Raw genomic sequence first — 13,791 nt, forward strand, 5'->3', positions numbered from 1 at the left:
TTCTCTAAATAAAGCATAGGGTAGGAGCAAATATGGTTACGCAAAATACCAACTTTTCCCCGGAGCAACCAAAACATGAAAAAGACGAGCAACAGAATGTAGCAATAGTTGAATTCAATAGCAGTGTGCTCAGTAGGCAATCGACGGATTTTTTGACTCATGAAGAGTTAAAAATGTTGGAAGCCGTGATAGGTATCGCTTTTTAGCTTTTCTCATTCATCAGTTGTATTAAAGCAATGAAAGTGAAAAGAAAGCCGTTGATGAACAACGGCTTTTTTGTCAATAAAATCTGTTGAAAAGTAGTGGGGAATCAACTGATTAAATGATACGTTGTTGACCTTCTAATACTCTAGATTTTATCAATGCTCGCATCGCTCCATGCCTTTTACAGTTCACTTTTCGTTGGTGATATGCGATTTGATATTGAATAAAGCAAGCGCTAAAAGGGGAAGTAAAATGCTTAATATTAAAGGTTTTTCCCCATTTCTTTGCCAAAGATAGTGGAATGACTCCGATGCAGTCGCTTTGAGCTACGTGGGTGAGAATGCCCAAATAGTTAGATGCGATAGAATCGATATTGTTTGATTTGACGATCAAGCCCAAATGTTTTTCAAACTCAGTATCAAAACTCCATTTACTGGCAAGTACGCAATGTTTTTCGTCGCTTAACATCTCGGTGGAGATGTGCTCGTTAATCCTTGGGTGACCGTTTCGACATATAACAACACAAGGCTCTCGACAAACGTCTTCCACTATAATTGACGCTTCTCTGCTTTCAATATCCCCCAGTAGTAAATCCGCTTCATTGCTGTAAAGCAGAGAGAATAAATGGTTTTCGCTTAATGTTGACTCATGAAAAAAGACATTTTCAAGCTTGGATAGCTGAGCCGGATAGATATTTGAACAGTAAACATTGTAGGGAGCAGGTTGGGTGATCACGCTATCGATTACACTCAGCGCTTGTTGTAGTTGAGGCAGCCATTTCTGGGCCGTGCTGGTTAGCTCAATATTTCGCCCTCGTTTCGTAAATAACTTTGTGTTTGTTGTGCGCTCTAGTCGTTTAATGGAAGCACTTATCGCTGGCTGAGTTACACCTAATTTATCCGCCGCTTTCGTATAAGAAAAGCACTCGGCCACCACAATAAATGTATTGATTAAGTTTAGGTCAATGGCTTTGGACATCTTGAACTCGAGTAATGAATTGTTGGGGAAATCAACGGGAGTGAGAAGTGACTCCTGAGCCACTATTAACATGATGACTCAGGAGATTTATCGCTATTGAACGATAGCGGTTGTGACTTGTTCAATTTTTTGATTGAACTCGAATGGTGCTTGGTAGTTTTTACTCACCGCGCCACCTTCATCTTCACCAATACCCACGCCATCGTCGAGCGAGAACAAGCGGCTGTTTGTGTTAGGGATAAGTTTCTTCTCAACAAGCTTATCGTTCACGTAGAGATAAACGTTACCGCCTTTACCTCTGCCAGCTGCGTTACCTTTACCACCTTGGCCGTTCTCGTCGTAACGGAATGCCACTTTAATCTCGTTCTTGCCTTCTTTTAGTTTAGAACCAGAGACTTTAGTGTACTCGTAGGTTAACCAGTTATATTCGAAGGTTGGGACGCCATTTTTCACATATAGCGTCCAACCACCGAAGTTACCGCCTTGCGCGATAATCACACCGTTAGTCTTTGACGCATTGTCTGTTGAAATGTCCGCAACAATATCAAACGATTTATTTTTGATATTTAAGAAAGAGTTTTCAGGGATGCCTCTTGCACCTTCATAAAGCGTGAGGCTCTTCTTACCAAACAGAGCATCAGGTCGACCCGCAATTTCTGCGTTCATACGTTCAATTGTGCGATCATCGATAGGGTAGACATGGTTTTTCTCTGCTTCTTTATCGAATAGCTTCTTCAGCTCATCAAGCTTTTGAGGGTTAGATTTTGCTAAGTCGTTGGCTAAAGAGAAATCTTTCGTTGTGTCGTACAATTCCCATTTATCATCTTGTAGGTCTCTAAACTTGGTTGACCCCTCAGTTAAAGCCCAGTGAGTAACACGCGCTAGCCACCCTTCGTGATAGATGGCACGGTTACCTCCCAGTTCGAAATATTGAGGTTTGTGTCGTGTTTGTGCTTTTGTTTCCTTAAATGTATTAGTGAAGCTCACGCCTGCCATCGGGATTTGCTCAACACCATCGACTTCTTTTGGAACTGGTAAATTAGCGGCTTCTAGTACTGTCGGAGCAATATCTACAACATGAGACCATTGATCGCGCAAAGGCTGGCCTTTGTTATCGATTCCCGCAGGCCAACTCACGACCATACCATTTCGAGTGCCACCAAAGTCTGAAGACATTCCCTTCGTCCAAGTAAATGGAGAGTCACCCGCTACGGCCCAGCCTGAAGCGTAGTGTGGGAAGCTATCTGGTCCGCCTAGCTTATCGATGTTTTCTAGCACGCGGTTAGGATCTTCCGTGATGAGGTTATAGAACGCCAGTGAGTTGAAGCTACCGTTACGGTTGCCTTCTGCGCTCGCACCGTTATCGCCGACAATGTAGAAGATTAAGGTATTATCGAATTCACCATTTTTCTTGAGTGTGTCGATGACTCGACCGATCTCATGGTCAGTGTGTGCTAAGAAGCCTGCATAAACTTCCATTTGGCGTTCGAAGACACGTTTTTCATCAGATGAGAGAGAATCCCAACGAGGCACAAAGTCTGGCATTGGAGGCAAAACCGTATCTTGTGGAATAATGCCTAACTTCTTCTGACGTTCAAACGACTCTTGTCTTAGTTTGTCCCAGCCCATTGAGAACTTGCCTTTGAACTTATCAATCCATTCTCTTGGGGCCTGATGAGGGGCGTGTGCGGCACCCGGAGCGTAGTAAGCGAAGAACGGTTGGTCAGCATTATAGCTGTGCTGCAGGTTCAACCATTCAATAGTTTGGTCGGTCATATCTGCTGTGAAGTGATAGTTCTTTTTACGTGGCGTTTTAATGCGCGTATTACCGTCAATCAACACGGGTTGGAACTGGTCGGTTTCACCACCGAAGAAGCCGTAGAATTTGTCGAAACCCACTTCAGAAGGCCAAAGCGTTTGGTTACCTGCGGGCCCTGTCTCCCAAGCCGGAATTTCGTGGTTTTTACCAAACATTGCCGTGCTGTAACCGTTATATTTCAAAATTTTTGGTAGGGCAGCGATGTAGTTTGGTCGAACGCTTGTATTACCAGGGAAGGCCGTCGATGTTTCCGCAATTGAACCCATATTATTTTGGTGATGATTGCGGCCAGTAAGCAAGGCAGTTCGAGTTGCAGAGCTTACGCCGGTTGTATGGAATTGGTTATAGATAAGACCTTGTTTAGCCAACGCATCAAGTGTTGGCATATCAACTGCGCCACCAAAAAGGGATGACTGACTAAAACCGACGTCATCTAACAAGATAACAAGCACGTTAGGTGCATCTTTTGGTGCTGCGATTCGGCGAGTTGGCTCGGGGCGCTGAACATCTCGCACGTCGAGTTGAGTATAAGTTTGGGGCTCAATGTCAGGAACTGGGAGCTTTGTTCTATCTACCGTTCCTGCCGCAACCAAACACGGAGCGAGCGCTCCGGTGATGGTCACCGTTGTTTTCAAAATATCCATTTATTGATTACCTTTTATTAGAGGGTGTTAGGATTAAAGGGCCGTCTAATGCTTGCATGACATAGCTTGCTGGATAGCCATGAGCTAAGAGCGTCGTCATTGCTTGCAAATACTTTTGTACTGAGCTGAAAAAATAGAAATAACCATCACAAAGGACGTTTTCATGCTCACCAGTGTCGGAGAGATAGCGATGTTTTGGGCAGCCGCCGTTGCAGAGAGACAAGAACTGGCATTGTTTACATCGCATAGATAAGCGGGATTCTTTATTGAACTGAAGTTCGTGATTCAACGACATCTCGTGTAACGATGTTTCGAATACATTGCCGAGTTTCGACTCCGGGTAGGCGACATGGTCACAGAAATAAACGTCGCCATTTGCTTCAACGGCATAAGACGAGCCGCATTTTTTTGCATGAATACAGTTTGGCGAGGGGTTGCCAAGGTATTGTGTTAATGCTTGTTCAAAGTTCGAAATGAAGACTTTTCCCACATCTTGAGAAACCCAAAGATGAAATACGTCGGTGAGAAAACGTCCGTATTCTTTGGCATCAACAGACCAAGCGATAGGTTCGTATTTCTGAGGATCTGTATGGTGTTTGTCTGTCGAGAAAATCAGATTGCTACCAAAGTGCTGGCCACGAGCTTGCTCTGTTTCTAACGGAGAAGATTCGACAAGAGGTGAGAACTGAATATGTTTCACCTTATTCTTTCGGAAAAATGAATAGATAGCCTCAGCATGTTTGCAATACTCTTTGGTCACACATGCCAAAACGTTGTATTCAACGTTCATTTTTTGTAGAAGCTTTAATGCAGAAAAGCTTTCTTTAAAAGCACTTTTTCCTTGTTTGGTTCGGTATTTTTCTTGAAGCCACTCAGGTCCATCTAAACTTAATCCAACCAAGAAGTTATTTTCTCGAAAGAATCGGCACCAATCACTGTTTAATTTAGAACCATTGGTTTGAATTGTGTTCTTTATTAATTTGCCGTTAGCGTATTGCTTTTGAAACTCAACAGCCTTTTCAAAAAAATCAATGCCTATCAATGTAGGTTCTCCACCGTGCCATGCGAACTCGACAATAGGCGTATCTTGGCTAGAAATATAATTTTTAATATAAGTCTCTAGCGTTTCTATATTCATTGATTTTTTAGATTTTAAGAGCAGGTCCTTCTCTAAATAAAAACAATATTGACAATCATAGTTGCATTTTGAGCCAACAACTTTCACTGTAGTATGTAAACCAGCCATAAGGGATTCTTCTACTCCAACCAAGATGGAACTAGTTTAATTAATATGTTCTTGTCCACAATTGATAATAGTGATACTTGATACTTATCAAAATTGATATTATGTTTTTAGGGAGCGTTGTGAGAGAGTTTAGACATGATATTTAACTATAACTTACTGAAACCGTTGGCGTTACTTTTGGAAACAAAAAGTATCACAGCAACAGCAAACCAAATGTCGACAAGTGCTTCTGCGGTGAGCCGAACTCTAAGAAGCTTAAGGGAAATATTTCAGGATGAATTACTTACCAGAAAAAACGGCAGGATGGAGCTAACACCAAAAGCAATCTCCATACGTGCCAAACTCAATAATATTATTCATGATATTGATGAATTAACTGAGGGTATGTCTTTTGATCCATCGACCTCAGATATAAAAATCAATATAGCGATGAATAGTTACATCGCATATTGGCTAGCCCCAGAAATAATTCAATACTTTTCAGAGAACGCACCGAATATAGAATTAACCATTGAAGATTGGAATGAGTTAACGCCAGATCGAATTAATAATCAGCTCGTTCATTTTGGAATTCATTATTTTCCGTTAAATTTAAACAAAAACTTGGTCCAAAGAAAAGTCGGAAAAGATATGTCGGTTATGGTCTGTAGAAAAGATCATCCAATTAATAACGAGTCAATATCCTTGGAGACAATCGCGTCTTATCCTCTGGCTATCCACTTGCAAAAGCATTGGAATGAGCGACAAGATAAACTCTCAAGATTGCTGTTAAGTCACGGTATTGACTTCAAAGTAAAACTTAAAACGACGCATATCAGTGTCATTATTAATGCCGTTGAGACGACAGACTTATTGTTTCCTTGTTCAATATATATAGCAGAACAGTTGGATGAAAAATTTAGCTACGTTACTTCAAGCGATGAGGTGTTTCTGCCGGTGCTAGAGAAAGAGTTTGGCTTTATATACGACAAGGCCTACAAAAATGATCCTATGATTGTGTGGTTACACAGTACCATTTCTAAGCTGATGAATGACTTTCTAGATGTGTATAACAAGAAGTTTGACAATAGATACGAAAAAAGCCGTTGATTATCAACGGCTTTTTTCTAAATGTGGCGGAGAGATAGGGATTTGAACCCTAGATACGCTATTAACGTATGCCGGTTTTCAAGACCGGTGCTTTCAACCACTCAGCCATCTCTCCGTTGCGGGACGTATAATAGGGAGTGGAGTAGTCGTTGTAAAGCACTGAATTACAATTGAAGTGCCGTTTGATGATTTTCTAGACTCCGATGCAATAGTGAGCGAAAACAACGCGAAACGCACCTAAATGTAGAGTTTTTACTTTATCCTAGTGCTAATCAATAAAATGGTGTTTTATTGTTATCTTTATGAAAAATAACAAATTATAGGCTTTGAGGATACATGTGTTCGCCCGAAAGTGTTTGCAACAGTTTGTGAACTAATTCAAAATTAACTGGTATAGCCAGTTGTGCTTAATTTTTCTAAGGGTGTTTATGAAGGTCACAAATCTGTTTAAAGACAAAGTTGATGCGATTTCTGCTCATCAATCCGAGTTTATGAATTGGATGTCTCCAACGCTACGCGATTACTGGAGTGACTTTTTGGGCAAGGCACAAAACAGCTTTTTGTTTTCTAATGTGCGCGACCATAATCAGCCTGCAGTGAATGAAGAAGTGGCTCCTCAACCTGCGCCGATTGTTCTTCAGCCAGAAGCTCAAAAACTGTATGACGAGCTAATCGGTAAGATCGGTGAAGTGATCCATACGGGTGACTGGGTTCATGTATCTCAAGAGCGTATCAATCAATTTGGTGCGGTAACAGAAGATATGCAATGGATTCATACTGATCCAGAGCGTGCATCTGTTGAATCACCTTTTAAAACAACCATTGCGCATGGTTTCCTGACGTTGGCTCTACTGCCTAAACTGACGGACTCAGTTGATGCGGATAAACCATTATTTCCGACAGCGAAATTGGTTGTGAATCTAGGCTTGAACCAAGTACGTTTTCCTTACCCAGTTAAAGCTGGTAACAACGTGCGTGCAGTAAGTACACTGACTAAAGTAACGCCTATCAAGAAAGGTTTAGAGATCGAGCGTGAAATCAAAGTGGAAATTGAAGGCGTAAGACGCCCAGGTGCGGTAGTGGTATCTGTGATTCAATTGCACTTCTAAAACATATTCGAATCAATAAAAAAGAGAGCATTTCAATGCTCTCTTTTTTGTTTTTACTGGTTAAAGTTTTTAACCGGTATGTACCCGTAGTCAGCAATGGTTTTTTGTCCCGCTTCCGATTTTAGGAACGCGACAAAGTCTTTGCCTGCTTGATCTAGCGAGTCGACTTTGTAAAGCACCAAGAATGGTCGAGCCAGTTTGTATTTGTGATTTGCGATGTTCGCTGCTGTTGGTTCAATCCCGTTAAACTGAATCGCCTTCACAGAAAGGTCTACAGACCCCACCGAAATAAAACCAATCGCACGTGTGTTATGGTTCACAATGGTTTTAACCATGCTGTTGCTGTTTACAACTAAGTTGTTTGGGCTGATATCAGAAACCAGACGGTCGTTAATGATTTTGGTTAGACCCAACAAACTTTCAAAGCTGTAGCGCGAGCCAGAAGATGCTTCTCGTGTGACAACTGCTATCGGTTGATCCGCGCCGCCGACTTCTTTCCAGTTTTTGATTTCGCCTTTGTAGATGTCAAACAGTTGTTGTGCTGAAAGGTTAGTCACAGAGTTTGTACGGTTCACAACAACGGCAAGGCCATCGTAAGCAATTGGAAACACATTCAAGTCTTCGCCTTTTTCGCTTTCTGTCAGATAGCGAGAGCTCATACCAAGTTTCACGACACCTTTGTTCACCATGGTGATCCCCGCACTAGAACCAATGCCCTGTACAGCGATGTAATTATCTGGGTGTGTCTTATTGTATTCTTCGGCGAGTACGTCCATCACGCGAGCAACGGAAGTTGAACCTGAAATGTTGACTTCTTTCGCCATAGCAGAAGGAAGGGAGACAGCCATGGCTAGTAAAGTTGCCACAGTAAAACGTAACATATTTAAACTCCATATACGGTATAAAGCAGCGCTTATGATATTGCGTTCAGGTTACACTTTTGTGAATCAGAAAAGATTGTTCGAATGTGAAACAGCAGCGTGTTTATCGCGTTATTTGAGCAAAGTGGTGATGTACGTAGTGTTTCCTTGGAGGGTGAGATGGTAATCTCTGAGAAGTCTGTAAACGGAACGTTGGTGAAGTCAGCCTTAAATGGCGCTTGGGTGTATACTAAAAACTACCTATCAGGAGAACGTCATGTCTGTTTCTCAAATGGCAACCAGCCGCTTATATAAACTGGTTCAGATTCTTTGTTCGGCGCGCAATGCGAATTTGCCGGTAGAGCAAGGAAAATGCCTTTATGAGCCAATTGAAAATGGCGTTGAACTTCACCATGCGCATTTCTTGCTAGATTCACAACACAGCGAATACACCTCGCCAATTGCAAAAATTCTATTTGATTCTCAGACTCAGCTTTGGCGCTTTTATGTTCCCGCCTCTCGCTCAGAAGAAATTCGATGGATTCCTTACAAAAAGTTGCCGGATAGTCACACGCTTGAAGATCTCCTTGCCGAACTTGAAAGCGATCCTCAAGCGTGTTTTTGGGAGTAGGGGATTAACCTCTTACTACCTGATTACGAAAGTCTTTAGGGGTGATGTTGTAAATGGATTTAAACGCGGTACTAAAGTGAGCAGCGCTCTTAAATCCAGATTCAAATGCGATTTCTGTTATCGATTTTTGTGAAACGCGCAGTTGTGTTGCCGCGTAGTTAATACGTTTCACTTTTAATATCTGAGAAAAAGAAAGGTTTTCGGCAGCAAGGCGGCGTTTTAACGTCGCAATAGACATGCTCATGTGCGCCGCTAGGCCTTCTAACGTTATATCCTTCTCAATGTTCTTTTCGATGTACTTAATGGCCTTTTGAGAGGCTGTTAGGCTGCTTGCATCGTCAATGATCGAAAGAATGTCTGGCTGAACTTCCACCATAAGAGAAAGTAGCGCCATTGCGATGTGGCTCTGAGTGTAATCAGGTGCATTACGACTGGCTAAAGCCAATAACGTATTCTTAAGCTGTGTGACTTCTAAATTGGATTCTGGTGAGAAAGGGTAGAAGCGTCGGTGTTCTGCTTCTGAATGCAATCCAGGGTATGCTTTCTTAAACTCGCAAAATAGGCTGATGTCAAAGACTAGCGCTACAGCTTTAAAGCCATTCTCGCCTGGTATGGCTTCTGCACTTCTTAAGTCAGAAGAGTTGTATAGGGTAAAGTCGCCAGCTTGTAGTTCAAACTGTTCGCCATTTGGCTGGTGGATGACTAATGCGCCTTCTTCTACGACATATAAGCCGTTATGGGTGGCGGTGTAACGTTCACTTTTGCGAGCAGTGAAGTGGTTAAAGCGAATGATCTCAATGTTCGGCATATTCGTTCTTATCGTTTTCCATGACAAATAAAAAAGGCGCTCATTCGAGCGCCTTTAAACTTCATTCGGTATTATTCTTCACTTACAGTTTGTTCTGTTTGTGCTGCTGGTTGATCAGCAAATACCTGTGTTGGCTTTGCAACTAAACTGCGGTTTTCTTGGTTAACGTCCGCAAGAACGATTTCCAATGTGTCACCCAGTTTGTACACCACCTCTTTATCGATAGAGATTGTGCCGTTGTCGCCATTGCACTCAATTCGTTCTTTATTATCAAGAATCAGGGCACCAGGAATAAAGGCTGCTGCACCATTTTCGAGAAGTCGAACACGTGCACCAGCACGATTAATATCGAAAATCTCACCTGTGAAACAAGTTTGCTTGCTTGGTTCATCCGCAAGAGTACGTGCGTATAGCCAATCAGACACGTTACGCTCTGCAATTTTGTGATGCTTACGGTGCAGTGCCAGTTCTTCACCCACTTGATCGTCAGGTTTTTGTACTGGTTCTTTATCTAGAATCACCGCTTTTAGCATACGGTGGTTGATCATATCGCCGTATTTGCGAATTGGGGATGTCCAAGTCGCATAAATGTCTAGACCCATCGCGTAATGAGGAAGAGGTTGGTTACCCACTTCACTGTATGCTTGGAACTTACGAATGCGGTTGTCTAGGTAAGATGTCTCTTGAACCGCTAACCAACGACGTAGAGCCGCAAAGCCTTCAAGCGTTGCAATCGATTCTGCTGTGAATTCTAGCGTACCCTCAGGGTTAACGAGTTGCACAACTTCTTCGATTTTCTCTGGTTTCAAACCTGCGTGAGTGTTGAATACGCCAGTTTCGAATTTTTCACGCAGTGTACGGCCTGCACAGATGTTCGCTGTGATCATCGATTCTTCAACAAGACGGTTTGCACTGCGGCGCATATCAGCGTGAATTGCGATAACGTCATTGTCTTCACTTAGCTCAAAACGGTAGTCAGGGCGGTCAGGGAATACAACTGCGTTTTTCTCACGCCATTCTGCGCGAGCTAGAGAAAACTCGTATAGATCGCGTACGATAGTTGCGATTTCTTCTGAAGGTTGCCATGCATCAGAATTGCCGTTTTCTAGCCAATCAGAAACGTGATCGTATGCTAGGCGCGCATGTGATTTGATGTTTGCAGCGAAGAACTTAATATCGTCACCAATCACACCGCCTTTGCTCACTGTTACGGTGCAGCAGATTGCTGGGCGGATTTCGCCTTCAATTAGAGAACATAGGTTGTCCGCTAGGTCGCGAGGTAACATCGGGATGTTACGGCCTGGTAGATAAATGGTGTAACCACGTTCACGCGCGACTTTATCCATTTCGTCTTCAGGTGTGATGTACGCTGTTGGGTCAGCAATCGCGATAGTTAACTCAAAATCACCAGATTCAGTTTTCTTCGCGTACAACGCGTCATCCATATCTTTGGTTGATTCACCATCGATTGTGACGAAAGGAACATGAGTCATGTCGATGCGCTCTAGATCGGCGTCATCTTTTAATTCCCAGTTCTCAATGCCAGCAGGTTCTGAGTTTGGTAGATCGTTTTGCGCTAGCGTTACCCACCAAGGTGCGATTTTGTCGTCAGCGTCAGTGATTTTCTCTGAAATTTCAACGAAGAACGTGTTGTCGCCTTTTAGCGGGTGACGAACAAGATGTGCTACAACCCAATCACCTTCCGCGAAGTTGTCAGGCTTTAAACCTTTCTTCAGTTTCGCTTTTAGAGACAATTTTTTTAGTTGAGGATGGTCAGGAACGACATTTAGCTTGCCTTTGAACATTTTTACTCGACCGATAAAGCGAGTAAGAGATTGTTCGATCAGCTCTTGTGGTTCTGCGACTTCACGTTCATTTTCAGTACGGATGATGGCCACGACTTTGTCGCCGTGAATGCACTTTTTCATGTACGCTGGTGGGATGAAGAAGCTGGTCTTGCTGTCCACTTCCAGGAAACCAAAGCCTTTATCTGTTGCTTTGATTGAACCTTCTTTTTTAGGCAGGTTTTCTTGGATTTGCTGCTTAAGCTGGGCTAATAGCGGGTTATCTTGAAACATCTTTTCTTAACTTACCAATGGAGTTGGCCACACTATAATCATTGCGGGCTATTATTACTACCTAAAGCACACAAATTCGCTGTGAATTATTGAGGAATTAAACAGCTCAACGGTGCTTTTCTCTTCGGAGAAACGGGCGGTAGGTGGATTTTTATGCGGATATTACCATTAGTGAGAATAAATTGTGATGTAATTCAATTTTTTCTAGCTTTTTTTATGCATTTAAGGAATAATCCGCCTCCCTTAGTCGTCCCTAATGGCTTATCGCGGTTGTGTACTGTGCTAACTCCTGTCTGAATGGATTTAGTAACTGGATGAATCAGTATCGAATTGGAAGAGCATATGGGACTGTTTTTTTGTTTAATTAAGTAGGATCCCAATGCAAGATTCTGTTATTCAATTCAGCGATTTATCTCTGAATGATTCTATCCTTTCTGCTCTAGACGGAATGGGTTTCGTGTCACCAACTCCAATTCAGGCTGCGGCAATCCCACACCTATTGGAAGGTGCTGACGCGCTGGGTAAAGCACAGACGGGTACAGGTAAAACGGCAGCATTCTCTCTGCCTCTTCTAAACAAGCTAGATCTTGATCAACGTAAACCACAAGCAATCGTTCTTGCTCCAACTCGTGAGCTAGCGATTCAGGTTGCGGCTGAAATGAAAAACCTTGGTAAAAACATCAAGGGTCTTAAAGTTCTAGAAATTTACGGTGGTGCATCTATCGTAGATCAAATGCGTGCTCTTAAAAATGGTGCACACGTTATTGTTGGTACTCCTGGCCGTGTTCAAGACCTTATCAACCGTGAACGTCTACATTTAGACGAAGTAAATACTTTCGTTCTTGATGAAGCGGACGAAATGCTAAACATGGGTTTCGTGGACGACGTAACTGCAATCATGGAGCACGCTCCTGAATCAGCTCAACGCGTTCTATTCTCTGCAACTATGCCTCCAATGCTGAAAAACATTGTTGAGCGTTTCCTACGTGATCCTGTAATGGTTGACGTTGCTGGTAAAAACCACACTGTAGACAAAGTTCAACAACAGTTCTGGGTAGTGAAGGGTGTAGAGAAAGATGAAGCTATGTCTCGTCTTCTTGAAACTGAAGAAACTGACGCGTCAATCGTATTCGTACGTACTCGTCAAGACACTGAGCGTCTAGCTGATTGGCTATCTGCACGTGGCTTTAAAGCCGCTGCACTGCACGGTGACATTCCTCAGTCTCTACGTGAGCGTACTGTTGATCACATCAAACAAGGTGTTATCGACATCCTAGTTGCAACTGACGTCGTAGCTCGTGGTCTTGACGTTCCACGTATCACTCACGTATTTAACTACGACATCCCATTCGATGTTGAGTCTTACATCCACCGTATCGGTCGTACTGGCCGTGCTGGACGTAAAGGTAAAGCGATCCTTCTAGTTCGCACTAACCAAATCCGTATGCTTCGCACTATCGAGCGCGTAACTAAGTCATCTATGGAAGAAATCCAACTTCCTCTACGTGACCAAGTAGCAGAAGCTCGTCTAAACAAGCTAGCGGCTGAACTGGAAGCAGAGAAAGAGCACAAAGCACTAGACAAGTTCGCAGAGCTAGTAGAGAAACTACAAACTTCTCTAGAAATCGACCCTGCGATGCTTGCTGCAATGCTTCTTAAGCGTCAACAAGGTAAGCGTCCTCTGTTCTACATTGGCGAAGACCCAATGGTTGAAGCGATTGAACGTGACAAGCAACGTCGTAAAGAGCGCCGTGAAGGTGGTCGTGAAGGCGGTCGCAGCTTCAACAACCAAGACTGGGATACTTACCAGCTTCAAGTTGGTCGCGAGCAAGGCGTTCAAGTTAAAGATATCGTTGGTGCTCTAGCAAACGAACTAGGCCTAGGTAAAGGTTCTATCGGTGCGATCAAGCTAGCGCAAGGTCACACATTCGTTCAGCTACCAAAAGCAATGACTTCTGAAGCGGCGAACAAGCTAAGCAAACTGCGTATCCGTCAACAAGATGTTGGTGCTGTAGTATGTGACTTCGACGATTTCCGTGAGTCTCGTGGTGGTCGTCGCGATGGCGGTCGTCGTGAAGGTGGTTTCCGTGGTAACCGCGAAGGTGGTAACCGTGGTGGTGAGCGTCGTGAAGGCGGTCGTCGTGAAGGTGGTTTCCGTGGTAACCGTGACGGCAACCGCGAAGGTAACCGTGAAGGTGGCGAACGTCGTTTCGATCGTAACCGTGGTGGTGATCACCGTGGTAACTACCGTGGCGAACGTGGTCACGGCCGTGGCCGTCGCACTCAAGACGCATAATCAGCGCAGTACTACACAGTTACATAAAT

11 protein-coding genes and 1 tRNA gene are annotated in these 13,791 nt (G+C 43.3%); 5 read left to right on the plus strand and 7 right to left on the minus strand.

Features of this window, described 5'->3' with window-relative positions; all coding sequences use genetic code 11:
- Positions 1-32 precede the first annotated feature (32 nt).
- Complete coding sequence (locus tag UF05_RS24215) at positions 33-206, plus strand: hypothetical protein (RefSeq protein ID WP_005482667.1); 174 nt, start codon at positions 33-35, stop codon at positions 204-206.
- Between the two features lie 112 nt (positions 207-318).
- Here the strand turns inward: UF05_RS24215 and UF05_RS07195 are convergent, their stop codons facing one another.
- The 3 genes from UF05_RS07195 to UF05_RS07205 are packed head-to-tail and all read right to left on the minus strand — an operon-like array spanning position 319 to position 4,891.
- Positions 319-1,254 carry a LysR family transcriptional regulator gene (locus UF05_RS07195; protein WP_020842273.1) on the minus strand — a complete coding sequence of 312 codons (936 nt, stop codon included), beginning with the start codon at positions 1,252-1,254 and terminating at the stop codon, positions 319-321.
- A 21-nt stretch (positions 1,255-1,275) separates the two neighbouring features.
- On the minus strand, positions 1,276-3,645 hold the full coding sequence (locus tag UF05_RS07200) for an arylsulfatase (protein ID WP_045546078.1): 2,370 nt from the start codon (positions 3,643-3,645) through the stop codon (positions 1,276-1,278).
- A gap of 7 nt (positions 3,646-3,652) precedes the next feature.
- The gene (locus tag UF05_RS07205) at positions 3,653-4,891 is read right to left on the minus strand and encodes an anaerobic sulfatase maturase (RefSeq protein ID WP_005498466.1); all 1,239 of its coding nucleotides are present in this window, start codon (positions 4,889-4,891) and stop codon (positions 3,653-3,655) included.
- A 135-nt stretch (positions 4,892-5,026) separates the two neighbouring features.
- On the opposite strand from UF05_RS07205, the gene UF05_RS07210 reads away from it, so the two are divergent.
- Positions 5,027-5,980 (plus strand): LysR family transcriptional regulator, encoded by a 954-nt coding sequence (locus tag UF05_RS07210; protein ID WP_020842270.1) that lies wholly within the window; start codon positions 5,027-5,029, stop codon positions 5,978-5,980.
- Positions 5,981-6,004: 24 nt separating this feature from the next.
- On the opposite strand, the gene UF05_RS07215 is transcribed toward UF05_RS07210, so the two are convergent.
- Positions 6,005-6,095, minus strand: a tRNA-Ser gene (locus UF05_RS07215).
- A 313-nt stretch (positions 6,096-6,408) separates the two neighbouring features.
- Between UF05_RS07215 and UF05_RS07220 the strand changes: the two genes are divergently transcribed.
- On the plus strand, positions 6,409-7,089 hold the full coding sequence (locus UF05_RS07220; RefSeq protein ID WP_005487889.1) for a MaoC family dehydratase: 681 nt from the start codon (positions 6,409-6,411) through the stop codon (positions 7,087-7,089).
- Positions 7,090-7,142: 53 nt separating this feature from the next.
- Here the strand turns inward: UF05_RS07220 and UF05_RS07225 are convergent, their stop codons facing one another.
- Positions 7,143-7,970 (minus strand): phosphate ABC transporter substrate-binding protein, encoded by an 828-nt coding sequence (locus tag UF05_RS07225; RefSeq protein ID WP_005462121.1) that lies wholly within the window; start codon positions 7,968-7,970, stop codon positions 7,143-7,145.
- A gap of 256 nt (positions 7,971-8,226) precedes the next feature.
- Here UF05_RS07225 and UF05_RS07230 point away from each other — a divergent pair, with 256 nt between their 5' ends.
- Positions 8,227-8,580 carry a DUF3024 domain-containing protein gene (locus UF05_RS07230; protein WP_025633454.1) on the plus strand — a complete coding sequence of 118 codons (354 nt, stop codon included), beginning with the start codon at positions 8,227-8,229 and terminating at the stop codon, positions 8,578-8,580.
- 4 nt (positions 8,581-8,584) lie between these two features.
- Here UF05_RS07230 and UF05_RS07235 read toward each other — a convergent pair whose 3' ends face one another.
- Both UF05_RS07235 and rnb read right to left on the minus strand, forming a co-directional pair.
- On the minus strand, positions 8,585-9,388 hold the full coding sequence (locus UF05_RS07235; protein WP_045546077.1) for a helix-turn-helix transcriptional regulator: 804 nt from the start codon (positions 9,386-9,388) through the stop codon (positions 8,585-8,587).
- Positions 9,389-9,459: 71 nt separating this feature from the next.
- On the minus strand, positions 9,460-11,466 hold the full coding sequence (gene rnb / locus UF05_RS07240; protein ID WP_020842268.1) for an exoribonuclease II: 2,007 nt from the start codon (positions 11,464-11,466) through the stop codon (positions 9,460-9,462).
- A gap of 379 nt (positions 11,467-11,845) precedes the next feature.
- Here rnb and UF05_RS07245 point away from each other — a divergent pair, with 379 nt between their 5' ends.
- Complete coding sequence (locus UF05_RS07245) at positions 11,846-13,762, plus strand: DEAD/DEAH box helicase (protein ID WP_045546076.1); 1,917 nt, start codon at positions 11,846-11,848, stop codon at positions 13,760-13,762.
- Positions 13,763-13,791: the final 29 nt, after the last annotated feature.

The sequence above is a fragment of the Vibrio sp. S457-15 genome (genome assembly GCF_000960545.1).
GTDB classification, from domain to species: Bacteria; Pseudomonadota; Gammaproteobacteria; order Enterobacterales; family Vibrionaceae; genus Vibrio; species Vibrio parahaemolyticus.

Excerpts from the sequence above, each read along its gene's own strand:
- UF05_RS07210 (WP_020842270.1), top strand. The coding sequence starts at position 5,027 with ATGATATTTAACTATAACTTACTGAAACCGTTGGCGTTACTTTTGGAA.
- UF05_RS07245 (WP_045546076.1), top strand. The coding sequence starts at position 11,846 with ATGCAAGATTCTGTTATTCAATTCAGCGATTTATCTCTGAATGATTCT.
- UF05_RS07220 (WP_005487889.1), top strand. The coding sequence starts at position 6,409 with ATGAAGGTCACAAATCTGTTTAAAGACAAAGTTGATGCGATTTCTGCT.
- UF05_RS07230 (WP_025633454.1), top strand. The coding sequence starts at position 8,227 with ATGTCTGTTTCTCAAATGGCAACCAGCCGCTTATATAAACTGGTTCAG.
- UF05_RS07200 (WP_045546078.1), bottom strand. The coding sequence starts at position 3,645 with ATGGATATTTTGAAAACAACGGTGACCATCACCGGAGCGCTCGCTCCG.
- rnb (WP_020842268.1), bottom strand. The coding sequence starts at position 11,466 with ATGTTTCAAGATAACCCGCTATTAGCCCAGCTTAAGCAGCAAATCCAA.
- UF05_RS07195 (WP_020842273.1), bottom strand. The coding sequence starts at position 1,254 with ATGTTAATAGTGGCTCAGGAGTCACTTCTCACTCCCGTTGATTTCCCC.
- UF05_RS24215 (WP_005482667.1), top strand. The coding sequence starts at position 33 with ATGGTTACGCAAAATACCAACTTTTCCCCGGAGCAACCAAAACATGAA.
- UF05_RS07205 (WP_005498466.1), bottom strand. The coding sequence starts at position 4,891 with ATGGCTGGTTTACATACTACAGTGAAAGTTGTTGGCTCAAAATGCAAC.
- UF05_RS07225 (WP_005462121.1), bottom strand. The coding sequence starts at position 7,970 with ATGTTACGTTTTACTGTGGCAACTTTACTAGCCATGGCTGTCTCCCTT.
- UF05_RS07235 (WP_045546077.1), bottom strand. The coding sequence starts at position 9,388 with ATGCCGAACATTGAGATCATTCGCTTTAACCACTTCACTGCTCGCAAA.